The sequence below is a fragment of the Bacillus pacificus genome (assembly GCF_020861345.1).
Classification (GTDB): Bacteria; Bacillota; Bacilli; order Bacillales; family Bacillaceae_G; genus Bacillus_A; species Bacillus_A pacificus.
The window spans coordinates 2,754,583-2,770,314 of record NZ_CP086328.1; the positions used below are offsets into that span (position 1 = coordinate 2,754,583).

The following is a 15,732-nucleotide window of genomic DNA, read 5'->3' on the forward strand; positions in this document are numbered from 1 at the left end:
CATTGCACAATTAGGAGATGATTCATTTGAAAACGCAATATACTGTAAGTACATATTTATTAGACAGACTAAGCGAATTAGGAATTGAGCATATTTTTGGTGTCCCTGGTGATTATAATTTGGCTTTTTTAGATGATGTAGTAGCACATGAAAAGTTAGAGTGGGTTGGCAATTGTAATGAATTAAATGCAGCATATGCTGCTGATGGATATGCTCGTATAAAAGGAATCGCTGCTCTTATTACCACTTTCGGTGTTGGAGAATTAAGCGCCATTAACGGTGTTGCTGGCTCATACGCAGAAAATGTACCTGTTATAAAAATCACGGGGACACCACCTACAACAGTAATGGAGAATGGAGCACTCGTTCATCATACGTTAGGTGATGGAAAGTTCGATCACTTTTCCAATATGTATCGAGAAATTACTGTAGCGCAAACAAATTTAACCCCCGAACATGCTGCTGAGGAAATTGATCGTGTGTTACGTGCATGTTGGAGTGAGAAACGCCCTGTTCATATTCAATTACCGATTGATGTGTATAATAAACCAATTAATAAACCTACGGAATCCATTTTACATAAACCAGTTGTAAGTAATAAAGATGCGCTGGATAAAATGCTTTTACATGCAACTTCGAAAATAAACAGTGCCAGAAAACCTGTTATTTTAGCTGATTTTGAAGTGGCTCGTTTTCATGCTGAAGAATATTTGCATCAATTCGTAGAAAAAACTGGATTTCCTATCGCGACATTAAGTATGGGGAAAGGAATATTCCCTGAAAAACACCCCCAATTTATAGGAATTTATACTGGTGACGTTAGTCCTTCATACTTACGAAAAAGAATTGATGAATCTGACTGTATTATTAGTATTGGCGTGAAATTAACTGATACTATTACCGGTGGCTTTACACAAGGATTTAAAAAAGAGCAAGTAATAGAAATCCATCCCTATACTGTGAAAATTATGGATAAAAAATATGGACCCGTTGTAATGAAAGATGTTTTAAAACAATTAAATGATTTAATCGAACATCGCAAAGAAGACACACTTGAAATTAAGCCGTTTATTTCAGAATCACTACCTATAACAGAAGAGTTCAATCCAAAAGCACAAATGATTACACAAAAACGATTTTGGCAACAAATATATCATTTCTTACAAGAAAACGATGTTTTAATTGCAGAGCAAGGAACGCCTTTCTTCGGTAGTGCCACTATCCCTTTACCAAATAACACCACTTATGTAGCACAACCATTATGGGGATCAATTGGTTATACATTACCTGCTCTACTTGGTACACAGCTCGCTAATTTATCGCGGCGTAACATTTTAATTATTGGTGATGGTTCTTTCCAATTAACTGTTCAAGAGTTATCAACTATACTTCGGCAAAATTTAAAACCGATTATATTTTTAATTAATAACAATGGATACACTGTTGAACGTGCAATTCACGGTCAAAATGAAACGTATAATGACATACAAATGTGGGATTACACAAAACTAGCGAACGTATTCGGAACAGAAGAAAAAAGTCTAACATGGAAAGTGGAAAATGAAACAGAGTTAGCAGAAGTTTTAACGAATATAACTGTAAATAACAATCAACTTATCTTTATTGAAGTTGTAATGAGCCAAGGGGATCAGCCTGAATTGTTAGCTAAACTTGGGAAAAGATTCGGCATGCAAAATTCTTAATAAGGCAACGTGTAGCAAAAAATAATAACAGGTTCAGCTGAGAGTTGTAAAATTTGTTTATATACTCAAAATACACAAGAAAAAGGATGGCCATTGCCATCCTTTTTGACATATATTGAACTTTCCCTATTTTGAAGACCATTCTTCAACTAATCCCGGTATAACAAGTAATAATTTTTAATCCATCTTTAACTTTATAGCTTTTGTGGCAATAAAAGTTTTAATATGCTTATCTAATATTCTAGTTCCACCAAAATCATCCTCATAAAAACCACTTATAACTAAACCAGCTTCAATTTGACCTTGAATTTGGTCTTCAAGAGTATGTGCATATTCTATTGTTTGATTGGAATTTACATAATCTTGAACTTCATCCTCTGGTAAGTAGTCTAGTGTTGATGAAGGTATAGAATGTTTAACATCAAGTATACCCTTTTGCTCTTGATTGTCATCAAAAATCCATAGTAACGGATTTGTAAATCCTGAAATAAGAATTCCTCTATTCTTTAGTACCCTTGATATCTCATTCCATACAAGGTTAACATCTTTTACAAACAAATTAGAAACGGGATTTACGACAATATCAAAATATTCATCTTCAAAATCACTAAGGTCTGACATATCCCCTTGAACTGTTTTTAAAGTTAACCCGTCCCGTTCTGCTACCTTTTTATCTTGTTCCAACTGCTTCCTTGATATATCAGTAACTGTTACATCTGCTCCAGCAGCAGCTAGAACAGGTGCTTGTTGCCCTCCACCTGACGCTAAGCAAAGTATCTTTAATCCATCTAATGATTTTGGAAACCACTCTCTAGGAACTGATTTTTCTGTGGTAACTGTGATTTCCCATTCACCTGATTTACTTCTTTCAATAACCTCGCGACTTACAGGTTGTGTATATCTAGAACCTTCTTCAACCTTTTTATCCCATGCATTACTGTTTTGTTGAGTTGTATCCATTATAACTATTCCCCCTAGCTATCTTATTATATTTTAAATGTAAGATCATTTACTATAAAAGCTTTCCTTTTTCTATTAACGTAACCAATAATTAATACATATTTTTCTATATTTATATTAACAGATAAAAATCAGCAATAAAAACAAAATATTCTAAATAGGAAAAATACAAATTCGTTTAAACAAATAAAAAGGCATTCCAAACCTGTTGATGGTTGGAACACCTTTTTATTTGTTATTTAAATTTTTAACCTCTTAACTACACTCATTAAACAAATCAATTACAATTTATTCCGCAAGCGTTAACTGCCAAGACACACCATACTTATCATTTAACCAACCAAATTTTTTACTAAACGGATAGGCACCTAAAGGCATAAGTACTGCTCCATCCTCCGCTAGTTTATTAAAAGCCGTTTCAATTTCTTCTTCCGTATTACAAGTTACATAAAGAGACATAGCTGGTGTAAATGTAAAATTATGATTTACATAACTATCTATGCACATGAATTCTTGCCCGTGTAACGTAAATGTTGCCTGAATTACAGTACCCTCTTTACCAGGTCCATTTTCATCGTAGCGAGAGATACTTACAATTTCTGATTGATCAAATAGTGATGTGTAAAAATTCATCGCTTCTTCAGCTTTGCCTTCAAACATTAAAAATGTAGTGATTTTTTGATTTGTGTTACTCATACAGAGACAACCCCTTGTTATGTATTTATGCAAAATATACATCGGCCAGCAAAACCGAACGTATTTTCCCGTAAGTGTATTGTCTATAAAAACGATGAGTTTGTCAATTATCTACTTCCTTATTTCTTCTTAAATAATGCTGTCCAAAGAAATGATTCTCCAAACATAATATTCGGTTGTTCAATTTGCTTCATTTTTCTAATTTCAATCACTTCAAATCCCTTAAATACCTCTCTTAATTTCTCTTCCGAATAAGCCAGACCACCTTGCAGACTCCATCCTCTATATACGTCCCAATCTGTTATTTCTGAGCCATTTCGCTCATCTAAATCGCCTGCCGCAAAACATGTTAATCCGAAATAACCACCTGATTTCAATGAGTTTTTAATTAAATCCACATAATTTATTCTTCTATGTGGTGGAATATGATGTAAACAACCCGAATCGTATACAAAATCAAATTCATTTTGGACCTCTAAATTAAAAATTGAATCACAAATAAATTCAATTTCTATCCCTTTTGCTAAAGCCCGCTCTTTCGCCCATTTAATGCCTTCTATAGATAAATCCACTGCCGTTACATCAAACCCTTCATTTGCTAGATAAATTGCGTTTCTACCCGGACCACATCCAAGTTCTAGTACTTTTCCTTTTGAAACCCAATTTTTATTTATATACGAAACTAGGTTCTCATCTGGAACGTTTTCAAAAAACGGAACATCTTTTTCTCTATTCGCATAAAATTCATTCCAAAATGGTTCTGCTGGTCTTAATAATGAATCAAGCATTTTAATAATATCTTCTTGATTATGCAACGTTTCATTTTTCACTTGTATCCCTCCAAATTTAAATAGTCAGAAAATCATTATACATCTTTTAGAACTTTCAGACAAAAAGAAAAACTCCTACATTCAATAGGAGTTTTTCTTTTTAAAATCCAAGTATAGCTAACCATTTTAACAACTTCTCTTCTCGCGCTTTTAAATCATCGTTCCTAAGCTTACCTAACTGTATTTCACTCACAATTTCTCCGTCCGCCATAAAAAGAACTCTTTCTGTTTTCGCTGCTACCTTTACATCATGAGTCACTAACATAATAGTCGTTCCATCACGGTTAATATTTAATAAAATTTGCATTACCTCTTCTGTTGATTTTAAATTTAGAGCACCCGTTGGCTCATCAGCAAAAATAATATTTGGATTATTAATGAGCGCTCTACAAATAGAAACTCTTTGTAATTGCCCTCCAGATGCTTCGGTTATATAATGAGACGCTATATCACTTATCCCCATTTTCCCCATTAGCGCTAGAGCACGTTTATTTACTATTTTCTTACTCTCACACTTCGCTAAATATGCTGACAAAATGATATTATCAAATAGATTCAAGTTTCTAAGAAGGTTACTCTGCTGAAAAATAAATCCTATTTCAGTAAGGCGCAACTTGGCTAACGCTTCTTCTTTCATACAAGATATTTCTTTACCACCAATTTTCACACTTCCTGATGACATTTGATCCATTCCACTAATATTATATAGTAACGTCGATTTCCCAGAACCAGAAGGCCCCATAACCGATACAAATTCTCCCTCATAAACCTCTAAATCTATATTTTTTAGCACGTGATAATTTGCATTTCCATCTATTGAATATGTTTTGTTTACTTGCTTTACTTCTACAATTTTTTTCAAGTTTTACACCCCTACTCCCCATTTGGCTTTACATCGTTTGTGTGCTTTATAGTAAAACTACTGAAAAGTGTTGGTGCAGTCACACATATAAATAATATCGCTGGGCATATTATATAAGAAACGATAGGATTTACGACAAACTTTATATGAGCTGCTCCCATAAATGAGCCTAACCGACTTACTAACATTTCACCAAACGTAGCAGCTATACATGTCCCTATCACAATGCCTAATAATACAATGACGATAGAACGTGTTATATACTGTATACGAATATCTTTACTAGAAAAACCGATATTTTTCATAATTAAAATTTGCGAAGAATCTTTTGCTAATAACATTTTAAAAAGCATTGCAGTAATTAAAACTGATATCAATATCGCAATCAAAATAGCCACCTGAGTCACGAGTCTTAATTGTTTAATTGTCTCTCCTAAAGTTTGCGTTAAATAATCATCCGTATCTGTTATTTTTGCAGAACTAAAATTTTGTTTATACTCCTTCACTTTTTCTTGCAAATCAACATTAGACTTTAAATCTACATTTACTACATACCATAATATGTTTTCGTTATTATAAGAAAAGTTCGCTTTAGCTGTTTTCCCGCCATTTGTTACATCTTGATACATACCACTAATCGTAAGTGTTTTCTCTTTCCCATCAACAAATAAAACGATAGAATCCCCTACATTCTTTTTTAATTCATTTGTGTTCATATAAGAAAGAGCAATTTCATTTTCATTTTTTGGTGCCCTACCTTGCATATAGTCTAATGGAAATGTAGTGAAGTCTCCCACTTCTACATGTAAGTTTTCATGTGTACCATCAGCGCTTACCATTTTAAATGTACTCGTTACAAATGTTGCATATTTTTCTACTTCATCATCATTTCGTAAATATGATATAACGTCCTTAAATCGTTTCTCTATATTTTCAGTTTGCTGTAAATCTATTCGAATATCACTTTTTCCTGTTCCCATATAATTAACAAACTTCGGTGACTGAATCGTATACAAAAAGTTAACAGGTACAACAATCATAAACACAGCTATTATTAATACGATACTTAATACGCGATATAACTTAAATCTTTTTATAACATCTTGTATACCAATAAATATATTTACATTTTTAAATTTAGATCGATTGAGTGAAAAAGAGTTTCTAATCTTTCTTTTCCCTATTTTATCTCTTGATTGTAAAGCATCTATTGCTGTAATTCCCCTAAATTTCCGTAAAATGATACGACAGAACAAGATAACGACTAAAAATAACAGTGTTGTAATTATGAATGGCACAACATTGTGTAAAATACTTTTATCTGCTGCCCCCATATAAAGAGTGATATTCGAAGTGAATATCTTTGTAACAAATAGGGAAAGTATATATCCACATATACACCCACCAGCTGAAATAACAACATATTTTGTTACATATAGTTTTTGAATATCTTTACTTGTAATGCCAATAGCTTTCATAACACCAATTTCCCGATAATCTTCTTCCATCGAAGTAGTAATCGTAAATCTAATACATAACATTGCAATTAACATTAATAATGCACTTATTATGATAAGTACCGCAGCTATTATTCCATCTGTTAATGAATTGAGTGTTTTAAATAGTGAATACGTAATAGAGGGACCTTTTTGGGGTAAGTTCGATGACTCGTATAGATTTTCAAATTCATTTATTTTATTTACATCAGTTAGCTGGAATTCAATAAGATATTCGCTTTCTCCAAAATTCCTTTTTATTCTTTTGAAATCTTCATTGCTTATTACGAATCGTTTTGAACTAACAATTGATGGATTCATTTGAACATCACGAACAAATGCTGAAATAGTAAATTCTAGTTCATTCTTATTTTTATCAACCCATATTTTATCTCCAATACGCAAATTATATTTTTGCATATAATAAATGGGTACACCTATTTCCCCTTTCCTAACATCAACCACTTCATTATTTAAATTTAATAAAAAATCAAACTTACTATTTTGTTTAACGAAGCTTATGTCCATTACACTATTATGTTCCGCTTCATTTTTCTTCTTTATAAAAATGTTAGATCCGTTTATTTGGACCATCTCAGCCGTTTGTTGTTTTTTTACAAACGGAGTTTTTTCTACAAAGGAATCAATTGACTTTTGATTTACTTCTCCGGCATGCATTTGTACGAAATGCGGTGCGTTTGATACTTTAACCAATTGCTCCATTGAGTTCAATAGATTTATAACGTTACTTGAAGCACTAGCCATTAAAAGACTTGATAACATGATAAACATAAATAAAATGGTAATTATCATTTTATTTTGAGAGAAATCTCTTTTTAACATTCTCCTAATCATATTAAGCTAGTTCCCTTCATTGGATAGTATTTTCTTCGTCACAACCGCTATTAATAACATTATGAAACTAATAACTAATATAGGTAAATAAATTTTCATACTGAATTCTTCAAACATAAAACCATAAACGACTTGCCCAATCGGTGCCATACATTGGGATACCGCTGTTATAATTGCCATTACTTTTCCTAAGTTTTCATTTGGTGTTTTCTTTTGAACTACAGTAATCACATAGATGGATACAATTGTCATGATCATTGCAATTAGAATAGAAGAAAGTATAAAGAGGATAAATGGTGGATAGTATCCTAAATTAAGAATAAATGGTGTAACTGATAGTGCCATTGGTATTACTAATAAAGCTATTAAAATCATCCAATAATACAATGTTTTCATCTGTAGCTTTTTCGCAAAAAAACCTATTGATAATGCACCTATTATAGTAGCAAAATCGATCAATCCCATTCCAATTCCATATAACGTGTGGCTACTTTCCATTGTGACTCGTATAATAATTGGAGCACCAACAACAAATAGCGGCGTCAGTATTAAATTTAGTAATGCGGCTAGAAGCATAGATTTCAAAATAAATGGCTGTTTTAAAACGTATATAAACCCTTCTTTCATATCCTTTACAATTGTCGGTATGATATGACTTTCTTGCACTCTCTTTATAAAAGGTATTGTAATAAACATTTCTAAAATCGCAGATAAAAAGAAAGCAAGACAGCTTATTATGACGAGCATTTTCAAACCAATTATGCCGTACAATATTCCTCCTAATACAGGAGCAACTATATTAGATAACGCTTGCACACCATTTACGATACCGTTCGCTTGTTCTAACTTTTTCTCTGGAACTAATTGCGGAATACTGGCCATTACTACCGGTGCGTACATTGCACTAATGATCGCTAGTAAAAACATAATTGTTCCAATCGATAAAATAGATACAGATCCAGTAAATAACAAAACTATAAAACTTAATACAATCGCAGCGTTTATAAAATCAAATATAACCATTACATTACGGCGATTGAAACGATCTGCTATCGCACCGCCAAGAGGAGCTAGCAAAAACGGAATACTCGTTACCGCATATAATCCTGCGAATATATCAGCACGCCCTGTTATATCTAGCACATATAATGACAGAGCAAAACGTAAAAGTGTTGAACCTAAAATAGTAATAATTTGTCCACTCACCATTAAATAAAAATCTTTCATCGAAGGTTTTATACTAATAGACATTATAATCACACCCTTCCCTTAATTTAGACCGACTGTCGGTCTATAATAAACAAACAAAAAAGCATTATTTCTGCTTCATTAAAACCTCCATCATATAATCAAAGGATCCTTCTTTCGCTCCAACAGATACTTCCATCATTTTAATATAAGCTTTCGCTCTTCTCATCATTTCTTCCGGTTTCCATTGGAATAACCCATCATCAAATATGACTTGCGCGGAGGATAGTAATAGTTCAATCGTTTCTTGTGGGTATGGTGTAGAAAATACACCTTCATCGATTCCTTGTTCTAAAATCTCTGCTAAAACAGGAGATAAATGAATAATGGATTGCACTATACTTTTTTGATGCATTTCCGCATTATTTGGTTGATGAAATTGCTCAATCATTTTATCTTTTACATCCCCTGATTTTGGCGATTGCTCCATTAAAACTCGAAATAACTTTTCTAACACTGGGATATTGGGATTAGAGACAATTACTTTCGCTTTAGCAACATCTTCTTTAATGATCCTCATAATGATTTCATCCATTACTTCTTCTTTCGACTTAAAATAGTGATAAAACGTCCCCTTTGCTATCCCTATCTCTTTTAAAATGTCATTTACTGTTGTTTTCGTATAACCTTTCGTAACAAACAAGCGTTCAGCCGTTTCTAAAATTTCTTTTCTACGCTCCTCATACTCCTTTACTATTCGCATTCAAGTTCTCCTTCCCGCTAGACCGACTGTTGGTCTATTTAAATTATATGCTTAGTTAGTAAAAAGTTTCCTGTTATTGTACATATACACCATCTTACTTTCTATTTCCTTTATGAATTTTAAATTTATTAATACGGTAAATGAAATTTCAAAGATTATTTCTATGCAATCACTCTTGTGCTTATATCGACTTCGTTGCATAGAAGCAAAAAATAGCCGCAACGCTTTGCGACTATTTTTGAATACTAACTATTTAACGGCCACGTCTTTGCTGACCTTGCTTTGCACTACTTTTCTTATTACTTGGCTTATTAAATGATCGGTTACTATCATTTCTCGAACTATTTCTTGAATCGTTTCTTCGGCCACCTTTAGAACCACTTCTTGAACCTTCACGGCTATCTCTTTGACGATATTGATCTGATTTTTTTGGAGCCGGCTTTGGTACCGGTTTTCCATTTTCATCAACATGTTTTATCTTCGGTTGTTCGATTATTTCTCTTTGCAGTGGTGCACCAAGCGTTTTTTCAATTTCTTCTAAATGTTTTTCATCTTTCGCTGCAACGAACGTAATTGCAAGACCTGATCCACCTGCACGTCCTGTTCGGCCAATGCGGTGAATATAGCTTTCTACATCTTCAGGGATATCATAGTTAAATACGTGTGTTACACCATCTACATCAAGTCCACGAGCTGCTACATCAGTCGCAATTAAGTACTGAATTTTAGCTTCGCGGAAACTCTTCATAACTCTTTCACGTTTCGCTTGAGGTATATCACCATGAAGTTCAGCACAATTATAACCTCTCCCTTTTAAATCATCATATAGCTTACTTGCTCTAACCTTTGTACGACAGAAAATAACTGCTAAAAATGGCTGATCACGATCCATAACAAAACGAAGTGCATCCGGCTTTGCACGATCTGTCGTCTCAATGACACGCTGCTCAATTGTATTTACCGTTACTTCTTCACTTTGTATTTGAATCATTTGCGGCTCATCCATATAACGTTTCGCCAATTTTTTAATATCTTTTGGCATCGTTGCTGAGAATAACATCGTTTGTTTACTACCAGGTGTCTCATCTAAAATATCTTCAATATCATATAAGAAACCGAAATAAAGCATTTGATCCGCTTCGTCTAATACAATCGTTGAAAGATTACTTAAATCAATTGTTTCACGTCGTATATGATCTAATAATCGTCCTGGTGTCGCAACAACAATATGTGTATTGCCTTTTAATTTCCTCAATTGCTGTGCTACATCTTGACCACCATAAATCGCTAGAACATTAATATCATCTCTTTGAACAAGCATTTTTTTAATTTCATTCGTAATTTGCAGTGCTAGTTCCCTTGTTGGTGCAACAATTAAAGCCTGAACATCACTACACTCTGGATCGATTTTTTCTAAAATCGGTAACACAAATGCTAATGTTTTACCCGTGCCTGTTTTTGCCTGCCCAATAATATCCTTACCAGACATAATAACAGGAATTGCCTTCTCCTGAATTGGTGTTGCTTCTGTAATTCCATTTTCACGTAATGTATGATTAAACGTTTCACTAATTCCTAATTCTAAAAAGTTTTTCAAATAGACCACTTCTTTTCCTTATTTTTCACATTAGCTTTCATTGTACCATTTGTTTCGCTAAATATGAAAAATAAAAAAATTCTTATCTTCTTTTTTTATATTCATCGTGTACTAGGTGGACAAATTCTTTTTGTTTTTTCTCGGAATTAATTAATGCCTCCATATTAGTAGTAGACAAAATAAACTTCTTAATTTTTCTATTACTCCAAATTAATTTTGTATACTTTGTATCTTCGTGTAGCTTTCGAAACCACTCTAATTCACTTAATTTTGCAATATTATGTTTTAATTTCATGTCATTTCGAGGGTAAAATAAAATGATATCTGCAATTACATCAAACAATAAACTCATTTTCTCCCCTCCTATACATATATATTTCAATGTTATGGAAATATAGTTACAGGGTGATGAAATTGACCAATACATGCATAAAGATTTTTTGCGTATTTTTCTTACTATATTTTCAATCGACCTCAATTATTATGGCAAAAGCTCAAACAAATGTGATAAGTGAATTTAAACAAGCTTTACTGAAAAATGATAAAAAATTAATGAGGTCATATGTAACAGATGGAGTTGAACTACCTACTTTCAATGTAGTGGGATTCAATTTCACTAGCAATAATATTAACGTGAGGATATTTCACTTTCAAATCATATAAAGCCCCTATATGATCGTCATCATAATGAGTAATAATTATATTTTTTAAGTTTTTCATCTCATATTCATGTTTTAAAATTGCATTTTCAATTAAAGGTAAAAAACTTGGATATCCTGTATCGACTAATGTTAATTCATTATGTAATATAATTAAACTTGGATAAATACATTGTTTTTGTCCATTAAATTCGAATTCAATTGGTAGTTCTATTATTTTCATTTTTCCTCCCCCATACCCATTATTTAATGTTTAATAATTAATAAATCATCCACATACATTTTACTGTACATACTTATGTAACAAAACACTGTGAGTCGTTACATAACCAACATTCTATTATTTTGAACAGGTAATTCCTTATTTTTATGGAAATATACAATAAGAAAACCAATACAATTGATTATTTCCTCACTTCTTTGTCTATCCTTTTAAAAAATCTATTTTTTGTAAAAGGAGTGTTTATATGGAGAAACAAACACTTTGGAAAAAATTCAAGAAAAGCTCAGCAGATCTCGGTAAATCTAGCGTATATGAAAGTATTATTTTATACTACACAATGAGAAAAAAAGAGCTACCTACTAAAGCGAAATTTATCATATTAGTCGCTTTATCCTATTACGTGCTAACAATCGACTTCATTCCAGATATAGCTGCTATTATTGGGATTGGCTTATTAGATGATGTTTTAGCAATTGCTATTGCGCATAAATTTGTAATGCGCCATGCCGACGCTGAAATTCGAGAAAAGAGTAAAATAAAAATGGAGTCATTATTTACTTGAGCTCAGGCGTGACTTAAAATAGTTAGTCATTTACCCTAACTTTTCTAGTTTCAACGACAACCAATCTTTAATTAAGGTAAACTCTTTGCAGCCACTAAATATTATCCTGCATGAATTGCACTTTTACAGGATAAATCGTGTCAGAAACAACAGAAATTCTCTTAGCTCTTTACCCTTAGAAAATTAGGGTGCCAGCACTTATTCTTAAGTTCCGACACCCTATCATTCGTTTTTATGCAGTTACATGCGTCCCCCTATATAAAACTACTATTGCCGCTACTATAAGAATCATCCCCATAAAAGCAGGTGCTGCATGGCCGAGTGATACATAGATTTGTCCCCCAATAATTGGACCAATCATTCTTGCTAAAGCTTGAATAGATTGACTACCACCTTGTATCCTTCCTTGTTCACTAGAACTGACAGACTTTGAGAGCATCCCATTGAATGAAGGCCCGAAAATTGAATCACCAAAACCAAACAGTAACATCCCAACGATTAAAAGTGGATATAAGGAAAACAAAGCAGACACTGCAATAAAACTGTAGCCAATAATCTCCGATACCATTCCAAGTATCGCTATTTGTTTATCACTAAGCTTGATCAAAAGTTTTGGCATTATAAAAGCTTGTGAAATAATGTCTTGAAAGCCCATAATTGAAAACATAATTCCGATTAGTGCAGGCTGCCAATTAAAAGTATCCATCGTAAATTGAGTGAAAATTGCTTGTAAAGATCCGTTAGGTATCCATAGTAAAAACGCTGAGACAAGTAACCATTTTAAATTTTTCATGGAAAGTATGTTTGCTAGCTGTGCAAAAGGATTCAACCTTACAAAAGTAATCTCTGTTAACCTATTATTTTTATCAAGACTCTCAGGCATATATTTCATGCCATATAAAACATTTAATAAAGTTATGAGCGCTCCAAAGTATAAAGGTACAGAATGACCAAACTTTGCAAGTACCCCCCCAAGAGTTGGTCCAATAATAGTCCCCGCACCTACAACTGCACTCACCCATCCAAAGTATTTCGTTCTCTGCTCTGGGGGGATAATGTCTGCAAAATATGCGAAGATCGTACTTATGCTCCCGCCTGTTATTCCTTCTATTATGCGTCCAGCAAATAGTACCCATAAAGCTCCTCCTATTCCAAAAACTAAGTACCCAATTGCAGAACCGAACAGGCATATTAAAAGTAAGGGGCGACGGCCATATTTATCGCTCAAAGCTCCAAGTACAGGAGCAGCAAAAAATACGCAGACCGCATAAACAGAGGTCAGTAGTGTAACAAATAAAGCCTGTTCTTCCGTACTATTTATATAAGGTTGCACTAAGAATGGCACTACAGGCATGATGATACTGAAACCTATACCACAAAGAAATACAGAAATAAGTCCGAATAGTAAAGCATGTTTATCTATGCTTTTTTCAGTTTTCCTTTCATTTTGTGATCTAAATATAGACATTTAATTTCTCTCCTTAAAAATTTTGTTGCTTTGTCAACAAAATAATAACTCTGTTTTGTTGATTAGTCAACAAAAACACAATAATAAAAAGGCAGCCTATTCTCAGGAGTAAGGCTACCTTTTTATTATTTAAATTTATTACGACTTAATATGTATACCCTGTTTCTTTATTTCTGCATCCAAATGTCTACTATACTTTTCCACAAAGCTAATTATACTGTCGAATTCTTTTTCAGTTACTTGCTCAAATACGACTTTATCCCGCTCTTGAAACTCTTTGTGCAAGTCTTCATGTATTTTATAAATTTCTTTCCCTTGTTCAGTAAGCTTAAAATAGATCTCTTTTTTATTCTCTGACTTTTGATAGCTTTCAATAAGGCCTTTTTTCATGAGCTTCTTAGTCATCCTACTTATAGCACCACGAGTTACATAAAAAGCCTCTGCGAGTTGTGTCACGTTAGAATCTGCATTGTTTTCAATATATTCAATGCAGTGGACTTCAGAAGATTTAAAACCTTTAAGACCGTCTTCCATCTTATCTTTATTAAGCCAAACCAGCTTATTATATAATTCCCTAAAACCGTTCATGACCTGTTCTTCTTTATTCATGACCTGCCCTCCTCACCGCTCATTAGCACGTTACAACTATTATATTAAATTTCTGCTTACGTTTCGACAATATTGAAATAATTATTGTGACATTAAAGATATGTGTAAAAATAGGGGCTTAAATAAAACAATTCATTAAAAAGCAAATTCTGCAAGGTTATTGCTACTTACAGTAAACGGTAGACAAAAAGTAAGAGCTAAGACTATTTCTCTTAGCTCTTCTTTTATAAAACTATTTCACTTCATTAGCGACAAAAAAGTGCTCACATACACTTGATATGCGCTGTAAGTCCACGTTCCCACCAGATATAACAGCTACTACTTTTTTCCCTTTTATATAACTATCAACTTTCCCTGCAAGTAGAGCAGCAGTAGCTAATGCGCCAGCCCCTTCTACAACAGCTTTACCACGTTGTAATAAGTCTTTCATCGCTACTTCTAATTCACCTTCTGATACTGTTACAATATCATCTACTAATTCTTTTACTACTTCAAAAGTTAAGTTACCAGGTATTTTAACTGCGCAACCATCTGCTATTGTAGGTGCCTCATAATGCTCTACAATCGTACCTTTGTCATAAGAAGCCTTCATCCCATGAACATTTTCTGCTTGTACACCAATTATATTGATTGATGGATTAAAAGATTTCAATGCTACAGCAATACCAGAAATAATTCCGCCTCCACCTATTGGTACAATGACAGTATCTACATCCCACATATCATCAAGAATGTCTAATCCAATTGTACCTTGACCAGCCATTACCTCTACATCATCATATGGATGTAAATATGTTTCACCTGTTTCTCTTATTATCTCTTCACATTTTGCCTTTGCATCATCAAAGGTTTCACCATGTAAAATCACTTCAGATCCATATCCTTTTGTTGCTTCAACTTTCGCCTGAGGTGCAGAAATTGGCATAATAATTTTACTTTTAATACCGAGTAAATGAGCTGATAAAGCAATTCCTTGCGCATGATTACCAGCAGAACAAGCAATTACTCCCCTCTCTTTTTCTTGATCTGTCAGCTGTGACATTTTGTTAAACGCACCACGGAATTTAAACGAACCTGTTAATTGCATATTTTCTAATTTCAAGTGAATTTCTCCGCCTGTTTTACTAGTCAAGTAAAATGATTTTACTAATGGAGTTTTACGAGCATTTCTATCCAAAATGTTTTGCGCTTTTTTAATATCGTCTATATGTAATGGTAGTTTTTTAGTTATCATACTAACACCTCTTCCAATGTTCTATTC

General features: G+C 33.2%; 14 protein-coding genes and 2 pseudogenes. 3 read left to right on the forward strand and 13 right to left on the reverse strand.

Going from position 1 to position 15,732, the window contains the following annotated elements; all coding sequences use genetic code 11:
- Positions 1–17 precede the first annotated feature (17 nt).
- Positions 18–1,703, forward strand: a complete 1,686-nt coding sequence (locus LMD38_RS14475; RefSeq protein ID WP_062822446.1) for an alpha-keto acid decarboxylase family protein — start codon at positions 18–20, stop codon at positions 1,701–1,703.
- Between the two features lie 177 nt (positions 1,704–1,880).
- Here LMD38_RS14475 and LMD38_RS14480 read toward each other — a convergent pair whose 3' ends face one another.
- From LMD38_RS14480 to LMD38_RS14520, 9 genes are all read right to left on the reverse strand, one after another.
- Positions 1,881–2,663 (reverse strand): class I SAM-dependent methyltransferase, encoded by a 783-nt coding sequence (locus LMD38_RS14480; RefSeq protein WP_000381776.1) that lies wholly within the window; start codon positions 2,661–2,663, stop codon positions 1,881–1,883.
- A gap of 288 nt (positions 2,664–2,951) precedes the next feature.
- Positions 2,952–3,359: a VOC family protein gene (locus LMD38_RS14485; RefSeq protein WP_000072497.1), complete on the reverse strand. Its 408-nt coding sequence runs from the start codon at positions 3,357–3,359 to the stop codon at positions 2,952–2,954.
- Between the two features lie 119 nt (positions 3,360–3,478).
- Positions 3,479–4,189 (reverse strand): class I SAM-dependent methyltransferase, encoded by a 711-nt coding sequence (locus tag LMD38_RS14490; RefSeq protein ID WP_061182525.1) that lies wholly within the window; start codon positions 4,187–4,189, stop codon positions 3,479–3,481.
- Between the two features lie 100 nt (positions 4,190–4,289).
- Complete coding sequence (locus LMD38_RS14495; RefSeq protein ID WP_000724598.1) at positions 4,290–5,051, reverse strand: ABC transporter ATP-binding protein; 762 nt, start codon at positions 5,049–5,051, stop codon at positions 4,290–4,292.
- Between the two features lie 11 nt (positions 5,052–5,062).
- A complete protein-coding gene (locus tag LMD38_RS14500) occupies positions 5,063–7,402 on the reverse strand; it encodes an ABC transporter permease (RefSeq protein ID WP_062822448.1) in 2,340 nt (779 codons plus the stop codon).
- A 6-nt stretch (positions 7,403–7,408) separates the two neighbouring features.
- On the reverse strand, positions 7,409–8,656 hold the full coding sequence (locus tag LMD38_RS14505) for an MFS transporter (RefSeq protein ID WP_116733357.1): 1,248 nt from the start codon (positions 8,654–8,656) through the stop codon (positions 7,409–7,411).
- A 61-nt stretch (positions 8,657–8,717) separates the two neighbouring features.
- On the reverse strand, positions 8,718–9,353 hold the full coding sequence (locus LMD38_RS14510) for a TetR/AcrR family transcriptional regulator (RefSeq protein WP_016717511.1): 636 nt from the start codon (positions 9,351–9,353) through the stop codon (positions 8,718–8,720).
- Between the two features lie 253 nt (positions 9,354–9,606).
- Positions 9,607–10,959 (reverse strand): DEAD/DEAH box helicase, encoded by a 1,353-nt coding sequence (locus tag LMD38_RS14515; protein ID WP_016717510.1) that lies wholly within the window; start codon positions 10,957–10,959, stop codon positions 9,607–9,609.
- A 73-nt stretch (positions 10,960–11,032) separates the two neighbouring features.
- Entirely contained in the window at positions 11,033–11,302 is a 270-nt protein-coding gene (locus LMD38_RS14520; protein WP_000054532.1) for a hypothetical protein, read from the reverse strand.
- A 29-nt stretch (positions 11,303–11,331) separates the two neighbouring features.
- Here LMD38_RS14520 and LMD38_RS14525 point away from each other — a divergent pair.
- Positions 11,332–11,544: pseudogene (locus tag LMD38_RS14525) on the forward strand (hypothetical protein); the annotation flags it as partial.
- On the opposite strand, the pseudogene LMD38_RS14530 reads toward LMD38_RS14525, so the two are convergent.
- Positions 11,545–11,832, reverse strand: a pseudogene (locus LMD38_RS14530) (MBL fold metallo-hydrolase); the annotation flags it as partial.
- A gap of 244 nt (positions 11,833–12,076) precedes the next feature.
- Here LMD38_RS14530 and LMD38_RS14535 point away from each other — a divergent pair.
- Positions 12,077–12,394 (forward strand): YkvA family protein, encoded by a 318-nt coding sequence (locus LMD38_RS14535; RefSeq protein WP_061182755.1) that lies wholly within the window; start codon positions 12,077–12,079, stop codon positions 12,392–12,394.
- 232 nt (positions 12,395–12,626) lie between these two features.
- Here the strand turns inward: LMD38_RS14535 and LMD38_RS14540 are convergent, their stop codons facing one another.
- The 3 genes from LMD38_RS14540 to tdcB all read right to left on the reverse strand — a co-directional run bounded on the left by LMD38_RS14540 (position 12,627) and on the right by tdcB (position 15,705).
- Positions 12,627–13,862 carry an MFS transporter gene (locus tag LMD38_RS14540; RefSeq protein ID WP_061182754.1) on the reverse strand — a complete coding sequence of 412 codons (1,236 nt, stop codon included), beginning with the start codon at positions 13,860–13,862 and terminating at the stop codon, positions 12,627–12,629.
- A 138-nt stretch (positions 13,863–14,000) separates the two neighbouring features.
- A complete protein-coding gene (locus tag LMD38_RS14545; protein WP_001030893.1) occupies positions 14,001–14,471 on the reverse strand; it encodes a MarR family transcriptional regulator in 471 nt (156 codons plus the stop codon).
- Between the two features lie 232 nt (positions 14,472–14,703).
- Entirely contained in the window at positions 14,704–15,705 is a 1,002-nt protein-coding gene (tdcB, locus tag LMD38_RS14550) for a bifunctional threonine ammonia-lyase/L-serine ammonia-lyase TdcB (RefSeq protein ID WP_000628902.1), read from the reverse strand.
- Positions 15,706–15,732 lie beyond the last annotated feature (27 nt).

Excerpts from the sequence above, each read along its gene's own strand:
- LMD38_RS14475 (WP_062822446.1), top strand. The coding sequence starts at position 18 with ATGATTCATTTGAAAACGCAATATACTGTAAGTACATATTTATTAGAC.
- LMD38_RS14480 (WP_000381776.1), bottom strand. The coding sequence starts at position 2,663 with ATGGATACAACTCAACAAAACAGTAATGCATGGGATAAAAAGGTTGAA.
- LMD38_RS14485 (WP_000072497.1), bottom strand. The coding sequence starts at position 3,359 with ATGAGTAACACAAATCAAAAAATCACTACATTTTTAATGTTTGAAGGC.
- LMD38_RS14500 (WP_062822448.1), bottom strand. The coding sequence starts at position 7,402 with ATGATTAGGAGAATGTTAAAAAGAGATTTCTCTCAAAATAAAATGATA.
- LMD38_RS14510 (WP_016717511.1), bottom strand. The coding sequence starts at position 9,353 with ATGCGAATAGTAAAGGAGTATGAGGAGCGTAGAAAAGAAATTTTAGAA.
- LMD38_RS14520 (WP_000054532.1), bottom strand. The coding sequence starts at position 11,302 with ATGAGTTTATTGTTTGATGTAATTGCAGATATCATTTTATTTTACCCT.
- LMD38_RS14535 (WP_061182755.1), top strand. The coding sequence starts at position 12,077 with ATGGAGAAACAAACACTTTGGAAAAAATTCAAGAAAAGCTCAGCAGAT.
- LMD38_RS14540 (WP_061182754.1), bottom strand. The coding sequence starts at position 13,862 with ATGTCTATATTTAGATCACAAAATGAAAGGAAAACTGAAAAAAGCATA.
- LMD38_RS14545 (WP_001030893.1), bottom strand. The coding sequence starts at position 14,471 with ATGAATAAAGAAGAACAGGTCATGAACGGTTTTAGGGAATTATATAAT.
- tdcB (WP_000628902.1), bottom strand. The coding sequence starts at position 15,705 with ATGATAACTAAAAAACTACCATTACATATAGACGATATTAAAAAAGCG.